The organism is Caballeronia zhejiangensis (assembly GCF_000698575.1).
GTDB lineage: Bacteria > Pseudomonadota > Gammaproteobacteria > Burkholderiales > Burkholderiaceae > Caballeronia > Caballeronia zhejiangensis.
Map to the genome: position 1 here is coordinate 390,191 of NZ_JFHD01000003.1, position 16,335 is coordinate 406,525.

Consider the following 16,335-nt stretch of genomic DNA (forward strand, 5'->3'; position numbering starts at 1 on the left):
CCGCAACATGCGCCGCAAGGCGCGCGCTATCGGCAGCGCACGCGCGTCGCGACGACGCAAACGCGCTTAGTTCGCGGCTGCCTGCACCTTCACGAAGGCCGGAAACTTGACCTTTGCGTTCGCCACCGACTTCGGCCATATCGCCACTTGCTTGCCGTTCTGCCATTGCAGGTTGATGCCGGTGATATAGCCTTCGCCGTACTTCAACGCGTGCGTGAACTGATCGTTCTTGCCGTAGAACTGCCAGCGTCCGATGGTGCCGACATAGTCGGTCTTTTCGAGCGCATCGACCATCTTGTCGGGATCGGTCGAGCCTTGATTGCGATGAATCGCATCCGCGATGATGTACACGAGGTCATAGCTCGTGAAGCCGTCATACGCGGGCGATACGCCGGCAAAGTGCTTCTGATACGACTCGACGAAGGGCACGGTCTTCGGCGTCAACGCGACGCCCGGCGCCGCCGCCGATGCGGTGATCACACCTTCGGTCGCGCCGTTGGTGTCCTTCCAGAAGCTCGTGGTCGTAGCTTGCGAGCTTTGGCCCGACATCGGAATCGGCACTTGCTGATCGTGCCACTGGACGGTCGGCTGCACGCCGACATGGCTGATGCCCGTCGTGATCGTGTCCGGATGCTTCGCTTCGATCTGGTTGAAGATCGGCGTGAAGTCCGACGTGTCCGGATTGAAGCGGATGTGATCCAGCACCTTGAGGCCCGCTTTCGGCAGGCACTCGAGGTAGCGCTCGTCGAGCGGCTTGGTCCACGCGGCGTCCTCGCTCATCACGACGGTCGTCTTCATCTTGAACTCGCCGACAAGCACGTCATGCGAGAAATCGCAGATCGATTGCGCGATGAACGCAGACGTCATCCAGCCGTGGAAGGTGTACTTGTAGTGATCGTAGTCGTCATGCACGCGCTTCGAGATTTCGTTGCTCGCCGCGCCCGGCGTGATGAAAGGCATCTTCAGGCGCGCGGACCATGGCTCCATCGCGAGCGCGACTTCGCTGATGTAGCTGCCGATGATCGCGACCACCTTGTCCTGACTCGCGGCGCGCTGAAAGGCACGCACGCCGTCCGATGCCGACGAGTGATCGTCATACGCGATGATCTGGATTTGCCGGCCATCGACACCGCCCTTCGCGTTGATCTCCTCCGCTGCGAGTTGCGCGGCCTTGCTGATCGAAGCGCCCGCCACCGCGGACTCTTCGCTGATGACGCCGATCCTGATCGGCTCCCCTGCCGCGTGCGCCGTGACCGTGAGACTCAAGGCCGCCATCGCCGTACCCGTTGCAATGACGGTACTCATTCCCCGCCACGTCTTGCGCTTTGACATCATCAGTCTCCTCTGTGTATTCGATCATGGAGCGACGCCAGCCAGACACATGACACATGCAGCAATTAAGGATTTGCCGACAAACAGTAGCACTCGCCTTTCGAGCACTGAATCAGTAATAACGATAAAGACGATCATGCGAAAAGATCATCAATGCAGCGTCATTCTTTCAAACAGCTTGCGCGATGAACTCACGCAGCCATCGATGCGCAGGATCGCGATGCACGCGTTCATGCCAGTACATCGACATCTCGTAGCCGGGCACGTCGACGGGCGGCGCGACGATGCGCAACTCCGGCCAGCGCTTCGCGAGCCTCGCCGGTTGCATCGAAACCAGATCGGTCGTCGCGAGCACGGAGCGCACGAAGAGGAAGTGCGGCACCGACAGCGCGACGTGCCGCTTCATGCCGAACGTTGCGAGCGTGTCATCCGTCGGGCCGAAGAATCCGCCGCCATCGGGCGACACGATCACATGCTCCAGTGCGCAGAACTGCGCGAGCGTCGGACGCCGCTTCAATCGCGGATGATCCTTGCGTCCCACGAGCACATAGCTTTCCGTGAAGAGCGCTTGCTGATGAAAATTGGCCATCTCGGGCGATGTGATGTGAAACGCGAGATCGATCTCGCCGTTCTCCGCCTGCTTCGCAAGACGCGGCGGCAACATCTCCAGCACGGCGATCCGCGTGTGCGGCGCGGCGGCGCGCAAGCCGCTCAACGCAGGCAGCAGCACGGTCGATTCGCTGTAGTCAGTGGCGGCGATGCGCCATGTGTTGTCGGCGATGGCGGGATCGAACGCGGCTTCCGGCGACACCGCGCGTTCGAGCGATGCCAGCGCTTCGCGCAACGGCTCGCGCAGACTTTCCGCTCGCGCTGTCGGGCGCATGCCACGCGGGCCGGGCAACAGCAGAGGATCGCCGAAGATGTCGCGCAGCTTCGACAGATGCACGCTCACGGAAGGTTGCGAAAAATGAAGGCGCTCGGCTGCACGCGTGACGTTCTGTTCGGCAAGCAAAACGTCGAGCGTGAGAAGCAAGTTCAGATCGAGCCTTCTCAAGGTATTAGTCATGGCAATTCCTGCAATTTCAGATATTCATTTCCAATATACCCGAGAGGCTCTTAAGCTGGTCTCCATTCCAGAAACGAAGTGGAGAAAGCCTCATGAATGTGCTGATCGTGTATGCCCATCCGGAACGCCGCTCGCTGAACGGCGCCATCAATGATTTCACCGTAGAGCGTTTGCGCGCGAACGGCCATAGCGTGCAAGTCTCCGACCTGTATGCAATGAACTGGAAGGCGCCGCTCGATGCGAACGACGTGCGCGACCGCAAGGCCGATACGCCGTTTCACGCGAGCCTCGATTCGAAGCACGCGTTCGAAAACGGCCTGCAAAGCCGCGACATCGAGCTGGAGCAGGACAAGCTGCGCTGGGCCGACGCGCTGATCCTGCAATTTCCGATGTGGTGGTTCTCGATGCCCGCGATCATGAAGGGCTGGGTCGAGCGCGTCTATGCGTACGGCTTCGGCTACGGCGTCGGCGAGCATTCGGACACGCATTGGGGCGACCGCTACGGCGAAGGTCTGATGGCGGGCAAGCGCGCGATGATCGTCGTCACGACGGGCGGTTGGGAATCGCATTACAGTCCGCGCGGCATCAATGGACCCATCGACGATATTCTCTTTCACATCCAGCACGGGATGCTTTTTTATCCAGGCTTCGATGTGCTGCCGCCGTTCGTTCTCTATGAAACGCATCGCATGGATGAAGCGCGCCTGCAAGCCACATACGATGCCCTCGGCCGGCGTCTCGACCGTCTCTGGGACGATGCGCCCATTGCATTCCGCAAGCAGAATCACGGCGACTACGCGATTCCTCAGCTCACGCTGCGCGACGAACTCGCAGCCGGAAAGACCGGTTTCGCGGCGCACATCGACTGAGGCAAAACGCGAAACACAGCTAAGATGGATCCTTCGACAAGTACGGAGGAAGACATCGAATGCTGACGATCTGGGGCCGGGCCAACTCGGTCAATGTGCAGAAAGTGCTGTGGTGCTGCGATGAACTGGGGCTCGCGTACGAGCGCATCGACGCGGGCCTGCAATTCGGGCGCAACAACGAGCCCGACTATCTCGCGATGAACCCGATGGGCCGCGTGCCCACGCTCGTCGACGGCGACTTCGTGCTGTGGGAGTCGAACTCGGTCATTCGCTATCTCGCGATGCAATACGGCGGTGCCAGCACGCTCTATCCCGCCGAGCCGAAAGTGCGCGCGAGCGCGGACCGCTGGCTCGACTGGACGCTTTCGACCCTGCAGCCCGCCGAACGTCCGGTTTTCTGGGGCTATATCCGCACGAGCGCCGCGGATCGCGATGCGCAGCAACTCGCCGCCGCCGCGAGCGAGGTGGAAAAGCTCTGGCGCGTTATCGATGCGCATCTGAAGGGCCGCGACTATCTCGAAGGCAACACGTTCACGCTCGCCGATCTCGTCGTCGCCGCGTATGCGCGCCGCTGGTTCGGCATCGCGGAGCTGGTTCGCCCCGCGCTTCCCGAACTCGAACGCTGGTATGTGGGCATCACGCAGCGTCCGGGCTTCGCGCGTCACGTCTCGCCTGCATTGACCTGAACGGGACGGACTGCCATGACCATCGAACTGCATACCTGGAACACGCCCAACGGACGCAAGATCAGCGTCGCGCTGGAGGAAATGCAACTGCCGTACACCGTGAAAACGGTGAACATCACGAAGGGCGAGCAGCATACGCCTGAGTTTCTGCGCATCAGCCCGAACAATCGCATTCCGGCGATCGTCGATCCGGACGGACCCGACGGCCAGCCGATCAGCGTGTTCGAGTCCGGCGCGATCCTGCTCTATCTCGGCGAGAAGACGGGCAAGTTTCTGCCCGCGAATTTGCGCGATCGCGTGCCCGTGCTCGAATGGCTGATGTGGCAGATGGGCGGCTTCGGCCCGATGCCGGGACAGGTGCATCACTTCCGCATGGTCGAAGCGGAAAGCGACCGGCGTTATGGTTTGAAGCGCTATTCCGACGAAACGCGCCGCCTGTACGGCGTGCTCGACAAGCGCCTCGCGCAAGTGGAATGCGTCGCGGGCGATATGTCCGTCGCGGATTTCGCGATTCTCGGCTGGGCGTGGCGGCATGAACGTCATCAGGTTTCGCTCGATGATTACCCTAACGTCAAGCGCTGGTACGAGGCGCTTTTCGCGCGCCCGGGCGTGAAGCGGGGCTTCGAAGTCAAGCTCGACGATCTCGGCTGATCAGGGCAAACCATGAGTCGGAGCGTCAGGCTAACGTAAGTTGCGCGCGTGATAACGATCTTCTAAGAAACGTGAGCGACACTGACGCCATCCGATGGATTCGCGCCCGAGGAGATAATCATGACCGCCAGCATGTACGACGATGGCCTTCCCAAAACTGCCGCCAACTACGCGGCGCTGACGCCACTCATGTTCATCGAGCGCGCGGCGTCCGTATATCCGACGCTTCCCGCTATCGTGCACGGCGATGTCCGGCGCAACTGGGCCGACACCTACGCGCGCACGCGGCGGCTCGCATCGGCGCTGGCGGCACGCGGCATCGGCCTCGGCGATACCGTCGCCGCGATGCTGCCGAACACGCCCGAAATGGTCGAAGCGCACTTCGGCGTGCCGATGACGGGCGCCGTGCTCAACACGCTCAACACGCGGCTCGACGCCGCCACGCTCGCGTTCATGCTCACGCACGGCGAAGCGAAGGCGGTGCTCGTCGATCGCGAGTTCTCGGACGTGACGCGCCGCGCGCTGAAAGACGTGCCGCAGGACGTGCTGGTCATCGATGTCGACGATCCGCAGTACGCGGGCGCGGGCGAGCGCATCGGCGAAATCGAATACGAAGCGCTGCTCGCGAGCGGCGATCCCGCATACGAATGGTCGCCGCCATCCGACGAGTGGAACGCAATCTGTCTGAATTACACGTCGGGCACGACAGGCAATCCGAAGGGCGTCGTGTATCACCATCGCGGCGCGTATACGAATGCGGTGAGCAATATCCTCGAATGGGACATGCCGAAGCATGCCGTGTACTTGTGGACGCTGCCCATGTTCCATTGCAACGGCTGGTGCTTTCCGTGGACCGTCGCCGCGCGCGCGGGCGTGAACGTGTGCCTGCGCCGCGTCGATGCGAAGACCATCTTCGATCTGATTCGCAGCGAGCGCGTCACGCATTATTGCGGCGCGCCGATCGTGCAGAACCTGCTCGTCAACGCGCCCGACGACATGAAGACCGGCTTCGATCAGAAAGTCCATGCGATGGTCGCGGGCGCCGCGCCGCCCGCCGCGATGATCGAAGGCATGGAGCGCATGGGCTTCGAACTGACGCATGTGTACGGGCTCACGGAAGTTTATGGCCCGGCCACGGTCTGCCCGCAGCAGGCCGAATGGAGCGCGCTCGATATCGGCGAGCGCGCGCGATTGAATGCGCGGCAAGGCGTGCGCTATCACTTGCAGGATGCGGTCACGGTGCGCGATCCGATATCGATGGAACTCGTGCCTTCCGATGGCGAGACCATCGGCGAGATCATGTTCCGCGGCAACATCGCGATGAAGGGTTATCTGAAGAACGCGGCCGCGACCGAAGAAGCGTTTCGCGGCGGCTGGTTCCATACCGGCGATCTCGCCGTCGCGTATCCGGACGGCTATGTACGCATCAAGGATCGCAGCAAGGACATCATCATCTCGGGCGGCGAGAACATATCGAGCATCGAAGTGGAGGACGTGCTGTACCGGCATCCGGCGGTGCTTGCCGTCGCGGTCGTCGCGAAGCCCGATACGCGCTGGGGCGAGACGCCCTGCGCTTTCGTCGAATTGAAAAGCGGCGCGCACGCGAGCGCGGATGAGTTGATCGCGCATTGCAAGAAGCATCTCGCCGGCTTCAAGGTGCCGCGCGCGATCGAGTTCTGCGAACTGCCGAAGACATCGACGGGAAAGATCCAGAAGTTCGAGTTGCGCAAGCGCGCGGGGTCCGTCACCGCGATCGACGTCTGATGGAGACCACGACAATGAGCGAACTCGTTCTGATCGAACGCGATGCGTATGACATCAAGGGTGCCGTCAGGCTCACGCTGAATCGGCCCGATGCGTTCAATGCCTTATCTGAATCGATGCTCGAAGCGCTCGAACGCGCATTGAAGGACATCGCCGAATCAGATGCGCGCGTGGTCGTGCTCGCAGGAGAAGGCCGCGCGTTTTGCGCCGGGCACGATCTCAAAGAGATGCGTGCGGAGCCCGCGCTCGATTACTATCGCGAGCTTTTCGCGCACTGCTCGCGCATCATGCTGACGATCCAGCGCATGCCGCAGCCCGTTATCGCGCGCGTGCAAGGCATCGCGACGGCGGCGGGTTGTCAGCTCGTCGCGATGTGCGATCTCGCGGTCGCATCGAGCGAAGCGCGTTTCGCGGTATCGGGCGTGAATCTCGGGCTCTTTTGCGCGACGCCGAGCGTGGCGCTGTCTCGCAACGTATCGCGCAAGGCCGCGTTCGAAATGCTCGTCACCGGCGAGTTCATCGATGCGGCCACCGCGCGCGAACGCGGCCTCGTGAATCGCGTCGCATCGCCTGGCGAACTCGACGATACCGTGCGCACGCTCGCCGCGACCATCGCCGCCAAGCCGCGCGAAGCGGTCGCGGCGGGCAAGGGCTTGTTCTATCGGCAACTCGAAACCGGCATCGAAGCGGCATACGCGCTCGCATCGGAAACGATGGCCTGCAACATGATGCACGACGCCACGCTCGAAGGCACGCAAGCCTTCATCGAAAAGCGCGCGCCGCGCTGGAAATGACGCTCAGCTCACGTGCTCGACCGGATGCCTGTCGAGCCACGCGTTCTCTTCGTCGCTGTACAGACGCGAGCGCGTAAGAAAGCGCAAACCGCTCGGGCGTTCCAGCGAAAACATGCCGCCATTGCCCGGCACGGCATCGATGATGAGCTGCGTATGCTGCCAGTACTCGTACTGCGATTCGGTCATGTAGAACGGCACGCCGCCGATCGCGCCGAGCTTCACGTCCGAGCCGCCGACCATGAATTCGCTGACTGGAAAGCACATCGGCGCGCTGCCGTCGCAGCATCCGCCGGATTGATGAAACAGCACCTCGCCATGCTCGGCCTTGAGCCTTTCGATCAAGTCGATGGCGGCGGGCGTCGCGGTCACGCGCTGCACTTCCTGTTCGCTCATGATGTCCCCGTCGGTTTGATCGGCCGCCGCGGGAAGCAGCGGCGGCCTCACACGCTTTAGAAGAAGCCGAGCGGCTTGTCGCTATAGCTGACGAGCATGTTCTTCGTCTGCTGATAGTGGTCGAGCATCATCTTGTGATTCTCACGGCCGATGCCCGATTGCTTGTAACCGCCGAACGCCGCGTGCGCCGGATACGCGTGATAACAGTTGGTCCACACGCGTCCCGCCTGAATCGCGCGGCCGAAGCGATACGCCCGCGTGCCGTCGCGCGTCCACACGCCCGCGCCGAGACCGTACAGCGTGTCGTTCGCGATCTCGAGCGCTTCTTCCTCGGTCTTGAACGTCGTCACCGAAAGCACCGGCCCGAAGATTTCCTCCTGGAAGATACGCATCTTGTTGTGGCCTTTGAAGACCGTCGGCTTGACGTAATAGCCGTTCTTCAGTTCGCCGTCGAAGGTGTTGCGCTCGCCGCCGGAGAGGCACTGCGCGCCTTCCTGCTTGCCGAGATCGATGTACGACAGGATCTTCTCCAGTTGCTCCTGCGAAGCCTGCGCGCCGATCATCGTCTTCGTATCGAGCGGATGGCCCTGCGCGATCGCCGCGACGCGCTTGAGCGCACGTTCCATGAAGCGCTCGTAAATCGATTCCTGCACGAGCGCGCGCGACGGGCACGTACACACTTCGCCCTGATTCAGCGCGAACATCGTGAAGCCTTCGAGCGCCTTGTCGAAGAAGCTGTCGTCGGCGTTGAGCACGTCTTCGAAGAAGATGTTCGGGCTCTTGCCGCCCAGTTCCAGCGTCACCGGAATGAGGTTCTGGCTCGCGTACTGCATGATGAGTCGGCCCGTCGTGGTCTCGCCGGTGAAAGCGATCTTCGCGATGCGCTTGTTCGATGCGAGCGGCTTGCCCGCTTCCAGACCGAAGCCGTTGACGACATTGAGCACGCCCGGCGGCAAGATGTCTTCGATGATTTCGAGCAGCACGAGAATCGACGCGGGCGTCTGCTCGGCCGGCTTCAGCACGACGCAGTTGCCGGCCGCGAGCGCGGGCGCGAGCTTCCACACGGCCATCAGGATCGGGAAATTCCACGGAATGATTTGCCCGACGACGCCAAGCGGCTCGTGGAAGTGATACGCGACCGTATCGTGATCGATCTCCGAAATGCCGCCTTCCTGCGAACGCGCGGCGCTCGCGAAATAGCGGAAGTGATCGATCGCGAGCGGAATGTCCGCGGCCATCGTCTCGCGCAGCGGCTTGCCGTTATCGATCGATTCGGCCAGCGCGAGACGCGACAGGTTCTGCTCCATGCGATCGGCGAGCTTCAGCAGCAGATTCGCGCGATCGGTGACGGAGGTTCTGCCCCACGACGTCTTCGCTGCGTGCGCGGCGTCGAGCGCGGCTTCGATGTCGGCTTCGCGCGAACGCGGAATCGACGTGAACGGCTCGCCGGTGATCGGCGAGATGTTGTCGAAATACTCACCGCCCGCCGGCGGCACCCACTTGCCACCGATGAAGTTGCCGTACTGCTTCTTGTACGGATATTCGGTGCTCAGGAACTGCATCTCCGCGTGATTCATTTCTATGTGCTCCTCGCATGTCGACGTGAACGGGCCGGCACTGCCGATGTCCGGCGCCGGTCGCTTCTGTTTGCGAGTTCCATGCCATCGCGCGCGGCACGATGCGACGCCCGCGCGAGCCGCATCGTCATGCGGTTTCGCGGCACATCGTCAGGGTTTGTACGAGGGCGATGGGACCTGTTCACATTCAGAACACCTGCCCCGCTCTGTAGCGATGCGGTACAGCGGCATCGACGGACGTCATCGCCTCCGCAATGCGCGCGGAGCGTGGCGCAAACCACAGACACGCTGCGGGCAAACGCTTATGGCACGAGTGTTCATATTGCAAAGGGCATCGCAGTTGTCTATGGTCATGCCCAACCGTGGCAAAGCGTCGCATCTATATGTGGTTCCATCGCATGTGAGCGGCGCGAAATGGCCTTGCGAGCGCGCGATGCGGACCGTATCGCCGAGCGCATGACCACGGCGGGCTGCTGTCCGGCGACCCCGGACGGCACGTCAAAGTAAACGATGTGCGCGCACGTGCATGCATGACGCGCCACGGAGACCACAATGAACAGCACAATCAATCAAGGGGCCGCCCACGGCCCGACAAATTTCTTTTCCAAGGAGGCGACCATCGCCCGGCCCGGATTTTCGCGCTGGATGGTGCCGCCCGCCGCGCTGGCTGTTCATCTGTGCATCGGGCAGGCATATGCGTTCTCGGTGTTCAATGCGCCGCTCACGAAGGTTATCGGTATCACGAAGTCCGCGCCGGATGACTGGTCGCTGACCACGCTCGGCTGGATTTTCTCGCTCGCGATCGTGTTTCTGGGCTTGTCGGCGGCATTCGCGGGCAAGTGGCTGGAAAAAGTCGGCCCGCGCCGCACGATGTTCACCGCGGCCTGCTGCTTCGGCGGCGGCTTTCTCGTCTCGGCGCTCGGCGTCTATCTGCATCAGATCTGGCTGCTGTATCTCGGCTATGGCGTGATCGGCGGCATCGGGCTCGGGCTCGGCTATGTGTCGCCGGTTTCGACGCTGATACGCTGGTTTCCGGACCGTCGCGGCATGGCAACCGGCATGGCGATCATGGGCTTCGGCGGCGGCGCGATGATCGCGGCGCCCGGCTCCGTCGCGCTGATGAACCACTTCAAGAGCGCGACGAGCTCGGGCGTTGCCGAGACGTTCCTCGTGCTCGGCGTGCTCTATTTCATCTCGATGACGATCGGCGCGCTCGCGATCCGCATCCCGCCGGCGGACTGGAAGCCGGCTGGCTGGACGCCGCCCGCGACGTCCAACAAGATGATCACGAAGAACCACGTGCATATCGATCAGGCGCTGAAGACGCCGCAGTTCTATCTGTTGTGGCTCGTGCTGTTCCTGAACGTGACGGCCGGCATCGGCGTGCTCGGCCAGGCGTCGGTGATGATTCAGGAAAGCTTCAAGGCGTCGATCACGGCGGGCGCGGCGGCGGGCTTCGTCGGGCTGCTGTCGCTCTTCAACATGGGCGGGCGATTCGCGTGGGCGTCGGCGTCGGACTGGATCGGCCGCAAGAATACGTACTTCGTGTTCTTCACGCTCGGCGCGGTGCTGTATTTCCTTGTGCCGCAATTCGCGGGCTCCGGCAATATCGCGCTTTTCGTGTTGGCGTACGGCATCATCCTTTCGATGTACGGCGGCGGCTTCGCGACGATTCCCGCGTATCTCGCCGACATGTTCGGCACGGCATTCGTCGGCGGCATTCACGGCCGGCTTCTCACCGCGTGGGCGGCGGCGGGCGTCGCGGGTCCGGTGCTCGTCAACTACGTGCGCGCGTTCCAGGTTTCGCACGGCGTCGTGGGCGCAGAGGCGTACACGATGACGCTGCATATCATGGCGGCGCTGCTGGTGATCGGCTTCGTCTGCAATCTGCTCGTCTCGCGCGTGCATGAGAAGCATCACATGAACACGTCGGCGCAGACCGCAATCTAGGAATCAACGAGGAGATCCGCGATGAATGACCGCATCGAAACTCAGCAAGTGCATCCGTCGAACAAGGGGTTGCTCCTGGTGTTCTGGGCCTACGTGCTGATTCCGCTCGCATGGGGCGTGACCAATACGCTCTCGCAGGCCGTCAAGCTGTTCCAGTAATTCTGTAGGTGAAGTCCACGCGCGCCGGATGGCCGATGTTTGAATCGGCTCACGGCGCGCGTTTTGTTTCTTGACGTCAATGCTATTCGGCTTCGCCGAGATGAGCGGGCAAATCCATCTGATGGGGAACGCGCACGATCTGGATCGTGTCCGCGGCCTCCTTGAAGAAAAGCACGTGCATTCCGACGAGCGCCTTGCGATAACCGGGCCGAACGTGTTCTGCGGACAGGCTGCGTTGTCTGCCCTTACCGAGTCCGATGACTGTGTCCTGAATCATGCGCAGATAGCGCTCCGCCTGAGCCGGCCCCCACTTCTCGAACGTGTAGTCTCAGATGCCGTCCAGATCCTGGACGGCGGCAGGCGTGAATACGCACTGCCTCACCGAGCGGACTTGCGCTTGCGAGCGACGAAGGCATCGAAATCCAGCGGCTTGGCGGGGCCGGAGCGCTCGCCGGCTTCGAGCGCCGAGCGCAACGCATCGAGCTTTGCTTCCTGTCGCCAGCGACGGGGACGTCGTGCACCGACGCTTCCGGAATGCTCAGTGCCCGCGATCCTCCGCCTTGTTCAAGCTGCGGCGCGCGAGGACGCTCATGAAAAGCGTGCCGCACACAAGCGCTGCCATATAAACGCCGGCCATCATCCAGTCGAGTTCACTCACGGTTGTTCTCCTTCGAATTGATCCGCGGCCGGGGCGCCGCAGGGGTGATCCACACGATTGCAACTACGTTCTGGCTGATTTACGGCACGCGCCCGCAAAGGTTTAGCGCGATGCAATGAACGACGTTGGCGGCGCGATGACCGAGGAAACCGACCGCTCGTTCGATTCGCCAACGTGGGCGTATCGTTCGACTAGCGCCCGAGAGCGCGCGACGACATCCCACATACGAACAACCGGTCCACGACAATGAACACGTCCCGCCGCAACTTCATGGTTGTCAGCATCGGCGCGGGCACGGCGCTATGGCTCTCGCGAGCACGCGCCGATGCGCCGCACTTAAGCGAATCCGATCCGGCGGCGGTCGCCGTCGGCTATAAGGAGAACGCCGCGAAAGTGGACAAAGCGAAGTACCCGAACTTCGCGGCCGATCAAACCTGCGCGAACTGCTCGCTGTATCAGGGCAAAGCGAGCGATGCCTGGGGCGGTTGCACGCTCTTCGGCGACAAGCTGGTAGCCGGAAAAGGATGGTGCTCGTCGTGGACGAACATGTGACGCGGCTTCAGCGCACCGAATAGCCGACGAAACGCCAGACCTTGTCCGAGTCGAGAATGAAGGTCACCATTTCTCGCGACGACTGACTCGCCTGGCCGAACTGAGTGTCGAAGAGAATGTTGATGTACGCGCCCGCGGGCATGTTGCCCGTGCCGTCATAACGGTAGTGCTTGACGCCCATCGGCATGCGCAGTCCCGGCGCGCCGAGCGGCGAACGGTCGCGCGCGACCTTCTTCATGAAGTCGTCGCGGGAAATGATCTGCTTTGCGATGGGCGAGGCTTGGTCCCACACGTCGCCCGCCCGGTTTTGATCGATCAACGCGATGATCTGCGACGCAACCTGCGCGATGTCCTGATCCTGTTTGTCGAGCGCGGCCTGCTGCTCCTTCGTGAGCGAACGAGTCGCCGAAGATTGAGTTTCCTGAGCGTGGCACGTAATGCTGCTCGATATCAGCAGGAACGCAGCCAGCGAAAAACGGATGCTTGCTTTCATGATTCGGACGACGTGAGGTTCTTTGGCGCCGATTGTATCGCCGCCCACGCTGCCTACGGTAAGAAATACTTATTTTCAGAATTTGGCGGTTCCGGCGTCCGTTGCCGGGCAAGCACACGCCTTGCTGCCGGAATAGCGAACGTCAATATCCGACGCTACCGTCGAGGTTCACCATGCGACTCGTCGACTGGAACATCCAATGGGGACGCGGCGTGGATGGCCGCGTCGATCTCGCGCGCATCGTCGCCGAGGCGAAAGCCCTGCACGACTTCGACGTCCTCTGTCTGCAGGAAGTGACGCGCGGCTTTCACGAAAGCGAGCAGGCCGGCGGACTCAAAGGCGGCCCCGGCGCCGACCAGTTCGCCGAGCTCGAAGCGCTGATTCCCGGCGCGACGGTCATCGACGGAATCGGCTCCGATCTTCCGCCAGTCGGTGCGGGCATCGCGCGCCGTCAGTTCGGCAACGCGATCGTGAGCCGTCTGCCGGTGCGCCAGGTGTTGCGCCATTCGCTGCCGTGGCCTGCCGATCCCGCGAAGCCGTCGATGCTTCGCGTCGCGCTCGAAGCCGTCATCGAGACCGACGTCGGACCGTTGCGCATCGTCAGCACGCATCTCGAGTTCTATTCGGAGAAGCAACGTCTCGCGCAAGTCGCGCGTCTGCGCGAGCTTCACGCCGAAGCGTGCGCGCACGAGCGTCAGCCCGCGAAGGCCGAGAGTCAGGCGAGCCCGTTCGCCGATACCGCGCGGCCCGCGTCCGCGATCGTCTGCGGCGACTTCAACAGCGCGTTCGATGGATCGGCGTATCGCGCGATGCTCGAACCGATTGCCGATGCGCCCGCGTTCGTCGATGCATGGACTTGCGCGCATCCGAACGAGCCGCGCGCGGCCACCGTCGGCCTGTACGATCGCGACCAGTGGCCCGATGGCCCGTTCGCATGCGACTTCATCTTCGTGAGCGAAGACCTGAAGGCGCGCATCGCCGGATGCGAAGCGGATCAGTCGAGCCGTTCATCGGATCATCAGCCGATGTGGCTCGAACTGCATTAAGCGCCCTCTTCGCGCGACAACCCGTATAGCGCCTGCAACACGGCAGCGCGCGCCTGACCCGCGATCATGCCGCGCCAGATATCGTCGTCGATGTAGAAGGCCGCGCGAATCTGGCGGCGAATGCCGGCTTTCAATGCGTCGGGCGCATCGGGATGATGACGCACCCAGACGTCCGCGCGCAGCATGTCGAGCATGTCGGTGAGCGGCACCGTTCCGTACTCGATCGCGATCGATGCGATCGCCGCATGGGCGCACGTCTGCCGCAACGTATCGAGCAACGGACCGGCTACATCGGCCGCGATCGACGTACCATCCGACGGACTCGTCACGTCCGCGCCCCACCAGCGCCGCGCACGCGCGACATCGCCGACGCATATCTTCGCGCCGAAGCCGCTCGGCCCGAGTCCCGTATGAAAATCGATCCAGCCGATCGCCGTGCACGTCTCGCCGTATTCCGCGAGCAGATTGCGCATGGTGCGCGTGCTCCACGCCGTTTCCGCGCCGCCATAGAACATGCCTTGCGCATGCGTGTACTGACCGGTTGTGACCGCTTGCTGATAAGCCCACTGTCCATGCCTGCCGATATACGCGCGAATCGCCGCGATATTCGCTTCGTCGGGCGGCCAGCTCGTCGGAATCAGCAAGTCGTGCAGTTCCGCGTAGCCGGGATTCTGCGGCAACGGCGCATCGAAATTCACGCTGTTGCGATTCAGATCGACATTGCCCTCCGTCGTGCGGCTCAGATAGGAAAAGCCATACGGATTGATCGCATGAACGAGCAGCATTGCGACGTCGAGCTTGTCCATCAACGCCGGCAATACTTCGTCGCGCATCAACGCGATCTGCGCGCCCGAGCCGCAAAAGCCTTCGACGCCGTGCGTGCCGGACGTGAGCACGAGCAGGCGCTTTGCATCTTTGGGACCGATGCGAACGACATCGGTTGCGAGCGTCTCGCCTTCCAGACCATCGAAGCCTTCGAGCACGCGCGTATCGACAGCGAGTTTTCGCGCGGCGGCGGTATCGAGAAATCTCTGGCGCGCTTCGCGATACGTCGATGAAAACATGTCGCCTCCTCAGACGCGTGCGAGAAACTTCTCGACGAGCCGCACCCAATACGTCGAGCCTAGCGTGAGTACATCGTCGTTGAAATCGTAGCTGCTGTTATGCAGCATGCAGGGTCCGATTCCGTGACCGTGATCGCGATGCGCGCCCAGTCCATTGCCGATATACGCATAGCAACCGGGACGCTCCATCAGCATGTACGAGAAGTCCTCCGCGCCCATCGTCGGATCGACGTTCGTGTTCACTTTGTCCGCGCCGGCGACATCGCGCATCACGCCGAGTGCGAAGTCCGTTTCCGCTTGCGTGTTCACCGTCGGCGGATAGTTGCGTACGAAACTGACTTCGGCCTTGCAGCGATACGCGGCCGCCGTCGCCGCGACGATCTCCTTCATGCGCGTCTCGATGAGATCGAGCACGTCGACGGAAAACGTGCGAACGGTCCCCGCGAGCGTCGCGGTCGTCGGGATCGCGTTGACCGCGTGGCCTGCCTGCATGCGCGTGATCGAGAGCACGGCGGCGTCGATCGGCCGCTTGTTGCGCGTCACGATGCTCTGCAGGCCCGTGCCGATCTGCAGCGCGGTGAACACGGGATCGACGCCATCGTGCGGAATCGCCGCATGCGCGCCCACGCCTTCGATACGAATCTCGAACTCGTTGCTCGATGCCTGCGTCGCGCCGACGCGCGCACCGAATCCGCCCGCCGGCATGCCCGGCCAGTTGTGCAGCGCGAACACGGCATCGACCGGAAAGCGCTCGAACAAGCCATCTTCGATCATCGCTTTCGCGCCGCCGCCGCCTTCTTCGGCAGGCTGAAAGATGAAGACGACGGTGCCGTCGAAGTCGCGATGCTTCGCGAGATATTGCGCCGCGCCGAGCAGCATCGCGGTGTGTCCGTCGTGACCGCACGCATGCATCTTGTTCTCGTGGCGCGATGCGTGCGCGAACGTGTTCAGCTCGGGAATGGGCAACGCGTCCATGTCGGCGCGCAGGCCGATCGCACGTTTGCTCGCGCCTTTCCTCAACACGCCGACGACGCCCGTCTTGCCGAGTCCGCACGTCACTTCGATATCCCAGCTTTCGAGCTTCCGAGCGACGAGTTCCGCCGTGCGCGCTTCTTCATAGCAGAGTTCGGGATGCGCGTGGATATCGCGGCGAATGGCCTGAATCTCGTCGCGCGACTGCGCGATCTCGGGAATGATCGACATGCTTTCCTCTTGCGTTGTTGAGTGACCGAAGCATTGTCGATGGCCGCAATTCACAGGGAAAGCTGATATTCCTTGTCC

At 62.4% G+C, this 16,335-nt stretch carries 17 protein-coding genes and 1 pseudogene; 9 read left to right on the top strand and 9 right to left on the bottom strand.

What is annotated here, in order from left to right; genetic code table 11:
- Window positions 1-66 precede the first annotated feature (66 nt).
- Window positions 67-1,305 carry an ABC transporter substrate-binding protein gene (locus BG60_RS07705; protein WP_404989959.1) on the bottom strand — a complete coding sequence of 413 codons (1,239 nt, stop codon included), beginning with the start codon at window positions 1,303-1,305 and terminating at the stop codon, window positions 67-69.
- Between the two features lie 196 nt (window positions 1,306-1,501).
- Complete coding sequence (locus BG60_RS07710) at window positions 1,502-2,398, bottom strand: LysR family transcriptional regulator (RefSeq protein WP_008347704.1); 897 nt, start codon at window positions 2,396-2,398, stop codon at window positions 1,502-1,504.
- Between the two features lie 92 nt (window positions 2,399-2,490).
- On the opposite strand from BG60_RS07710, the gene BG60_RS07715 reads away from it, so the two are divergent.
- The 5 genes from BG60_RS07715 (at window position 2,491) to BG60_RS07735 (ending at window position 7,162) form a co-directional block, all read left to right on the top strand.
- On the top strand, window positions 2,491-3,267 hold the full coding sequence (locus tag BG60_RS07715; protein WP_008347703.1) for an NAD(P)H-dependent oxidoreductase: 777 nt from the start codon (window positions 2,491-2,493) through the stop codon (window positions 3,265-3,267).
- A gap of 59 nt (window positions 3,268-3,326) precedes the next feature.
- Window positions 3,327-3,953: a glutathione S-transferase family protein gene (locus BG60_RS07720; RefSeq protein ID WP_008347701.1), complete on the top strand. Its 627-nt coding sequence runs from the start codon at window positions 3,327-3,329 to the stop codon at window positions 3,951-3,953.
- Between the two features lie 15 nt (window positions 3,954-3,968).
- A complete protein-coding gene (locus BG60_RS07725) occupies window positions 3,969-4,604 on the top strand; it encodes a glutathione S-transferase family protein (RefSeq protein WP_008347700.1) in 636 nt (211 codons plus the stop codon).
- Window positions 4,605-4,724: 120 nt separating this feature from the next.
- Window positions 4,725-6,368, top strand: coding sequence for an acyl-CoA synthetase (locus tag BG60_RS07730; protein ID WP_008347698.1), 1,644 nt, complete (start codon window positions 4,725-4,727; stop codon window positions 6,366-6,368).
- A 14-nt stretch (window positions 6,369-6,382) separates the two neighbouring features.
- Complete coding sequence (locus BG60_RS07735) at window positions 6,383-7,162, top strand: enoyl-CoA hydratase (RefSeq protein ID WP_008347695.1); 780 nt, start codon at window positions 6,383-6,385, stop codon at window positions 7,160-7,162.
- A 3-nt stretch (window positions 7,163-7,165) separates the two neighbouring features.
- Here the strand turns inward: BG60_RS07735 and BG60_RS07740 are convergent, their stop codons facing one another.
- Together BG60_RS07740 and adh are read right to left on the bottom strand one after the other, a co-directional pair.
- Window positions 7,166-7,555 carry a DUF779 domain-containing protein gene (locus tag BG60_RS07740; RefSeq protein ID WP_033536247.1) on the bottom strand — a complete coding sequence of 130 codons (390 nt, stop codon included), beginning with the start codon at window positions 7,553-7,555 and terminating at the stop codon, window positions 7,166-7,168.
- 56 nt (window positions 7,556-7,611) lie between these two features.
- Window positions 7,612-9,132 (bottom strand): aldehyde dehydrogenase, encoded by a 1,521-nt coding sequence (gene adh / locus BG60_RS07745; RefSeq protein WP_008347691.1) that lies wholly within the window; start codon window positions 9,130-9,132, stop codon window positions 7,612-7,614.
- Between the two features lie 552 nt (window positions 9,133-9,684).
- Here adh and BG60_RS07750 point away from each other — a divergent pair.
- Both BG60_RS07750 and BG60_RS07755 read left to right on the top strand, forming a co-directional pair.
- Complete coding sequence (locus BG60_RS07750; protein WP_008347689.1) at window positions 9,685-11,082, top strand: L-lactate MFS transporter; 1,398 nt, start codon at window positions 9,685-9,687, stop codon at window positions 11,080-11,082.
- 21 nt (window positions 11,083-11,103) lie between these two features.
- Window positions 11,104-11,241 (top strand): MFS transporter small subunit, encoded by a 138-nt coding sequence (locus tag BG60_RS07755; RefSeq protein WP_008347687.1) that lies wholly within the window; start codon window positions 11,104-11,106, stop codon window positions 11,239-11,241.
- Between the two features lie 82 nt (window positions 11,242-11,323).
- Here BG60_RS07755 and BG60_RS07760 read toward each other — a convergent pair.
- A pseudogene (locus BG60_RS07760) lies at window positions 11,324-11,557 on the bottom strand (type II toxin-antitoxin system RelE/ParE family toxin); the annotation flags it as partial.
- A 62-nt stretch (window positions 11,558-11,619) separates the two neighbouring features.
- Window positions 11,620-11,793, bottom strand: a complete 174-nt coding sequence (locus tag BG60_RS39925) for a type II toxin-antitoxin system ParD family antitoxin (protein WP_268811659.1) — start codon at window positions 11,791-11,793, stop codon at window positions 11,620-11,622.
- Window positions 11,794-12,145: 352 nt separating this feature from the next.
- On the opposite strand from BG60_RS39925, the gene BG60_RS07770 reads away from it, so the two are divergent.
- A complete protein-coding gene (locus BG60_RS07770) occupies window positions 12,146-12,451 on the top strand; it encodes a high-potential iron-sulfur protein (RefSeq protein ID WP_034471001.1) in 306 nt (101 codons plus the stop codon).
- A 7-nt stretch (window positions 12,452-12,458) separates the two neighbouring features.
- Here the strand turns inward: BG60_RS07770 and BG60_RS07775 are convergent, their stop codons facing one another.
- Complete coding sequence (locus BG60_RS07775) at window positions 12,459-12,944, bottom strand: DUF4019 domain-containing protein (RefSeq protein WP_008347679.1); 486 nt, start codon at window positions 12,942-12,944, stop codon at window positions 12,459-12,461.
- 173 nt (window positions 12,945-13,117) lie between these two features.
- Here BG60_RS07775 and BG60_RS07780 point away from each other — a divergent pair, with 173 nt between their 5' ends.
- Window positions 13,118-13,990: an endonuclease/exonuclease/phosphatase family protein gene (locus tag BG60_RS07780; RefSeq protein WP_008347677.1), complete on the top strand. Its 873-nt coding sequence runs from the start codon at window positions 13,118-13,120 to the stop codon at window positions 13,988-13,990.
- Here BG60_RS07780 and BG60_RS07785 read toward each other — a convergent pair.
- Window positions 13,987-15,054 (bottom strand): M14 family metallopeptidase, encoded by a 1,068-nt coding sequence (locus tag BG60_RS07785; protein WP_008347675.1) that lies wholly within the window; start codon window positions 15,052-15,054, stop codon window positions 13,987-13,989. The genes BG60_RS07780 and BG60_RS07785 overlap by 4 nt on opposite strands.
- 9 nt (window positions 15,055-15,063) lie before the next feature.
- Window positions 15,064-16,257 (bottom strand): M20 aminoacylase family protein, encoded by a 1,194-nt coding sequence (locus tag BG60_RS07790; RefSeq protein ID WP_008347674.1) that lies wholly within the window; start codon window positions 16,255-16,257, stop codon window positions 15,064-15,066.
- Window positions 16,258-16,335: the final 78 nt, after the last annotated feature.

What these genes read in the sequence shown, in the direction of transcription:
- BG60_RS07735 (WP_008347695.1), top strand. Translation starts at nt 6,383, where the DNA reads ATGAGCGAACTCGTTCTGATCGAACGCGATGCGTATGACATCAAGGGT.
- BG60_RS07775 (WP_008347679.1), bottom strand. Translation starts at nt 12,944, where the DNA reads ATGAAAGCAAGCATCCGTTTTTCGCTGGCTGCGTTCCTGCTGATATCG.
- BG60_RS07710 (WP_008347704.1), bottom strand. Translation starts at nt 2,398, where the DNA reads ATGACTAATACCTTGAGAAGGCTCGATCTGAACTTGCTTCTCACGCTC.
- BG60_RS07790 (WP_008347674.1), bottom strand. Translation starts at nt 16,257, where the DNA reads ATGTCGATCATTCCCGAGATCGCGCAGTCGCGCGACGAGATTCAGGCC.
- BG60_RS07725 (WP_008347700.1), top strand. Translation starts at nt 3,969, where the DNA reads ATGACCATCGAACTGCATACCTGGAACACGCCCAACGGACGCAAGATC.
- BG60_RS07730 (WP_008347698.1), top strand. Translation starts at nt 4,725, where the DNA reads ATGACCGCCAGCATGTACGACGATGGCCTTCCCAAAACTGCCGCCAAC.
- BG60_RS07750 (WP_008347689.1), top strand. Translation starts at nt 9,685, where the DNA reads ATGAACAGCACAATCAATCAAGGGGCCGCCCACGGCCCGACAAATTTC.
- BG60_RS07740 (WP_033536247.1), bottom strand. Translation starts at nt 7,555, where the DNA reads ATGAGCGAACAGGAAGTGCAGCGCGTGACCGCGACGCCCGCCGCCATC.
- BG60_RS07785 (WP_008347675.1), bottom strand. Translation starts at nt 15,054, where the DNA reads ATGTTTTCATCGACGTATCGCGAAGCGCGCCAGAGATTTCTCGATACC.
- BG60_RS07705 (WP_404989959.1), bottom strand. Translation starts at nt 1,305, where the DNA reads ATGAGTACCGTCATTGCAACGGGTACGGCGATGGCGGCCTTGAGTCTC.
- BG60_RS07720 (WP_008347701.1), top strand. Translation starts at nt 3,327, where the DNA reads ATGCTGACGATCTGGGGCCGGGCCAACTCGGTCAATGTGCAGAAAGTG.
- BG60_RS07755 (WP_008347687.1), top strand. Translation starts at nt 11,104, where the DNA reads ATGAATGACCGCATCGAAACTCAGCAAGTGCATCCGTCGAACAAGGGG.
- BG60_RS07715 (WP_008347703.1), top strand. Translation starts at nt 2,491, where the DNA reads ATGAATGTGCTGATCGTGTATGCCCATCCGGAACGCCGCTCGCTGAAC.
- BG60_RS07780 (WP_008347677.1), top strand. Translation starts at nt 13,118, where the DNA reads ATGCGACTCGTCGACTGGAACATCCAATGGGGACGCGGCGTGGATGGC.
- adh (WP_008347691.1), bottom strand. Translation starts at nt 9,132, where the DNA reads ATGAATCACGCGGAGATGCAGTTCCTGAGCACCGAATATCCGTACAAG.
- BG60_RS07770 (WP_034471001.1), top strand. Translation starts at nt 12,146, where the DNA reads ATGAACACGTCCCGCCGCAACTTCATGGTTGTCAGCATCGGCGCGGGC.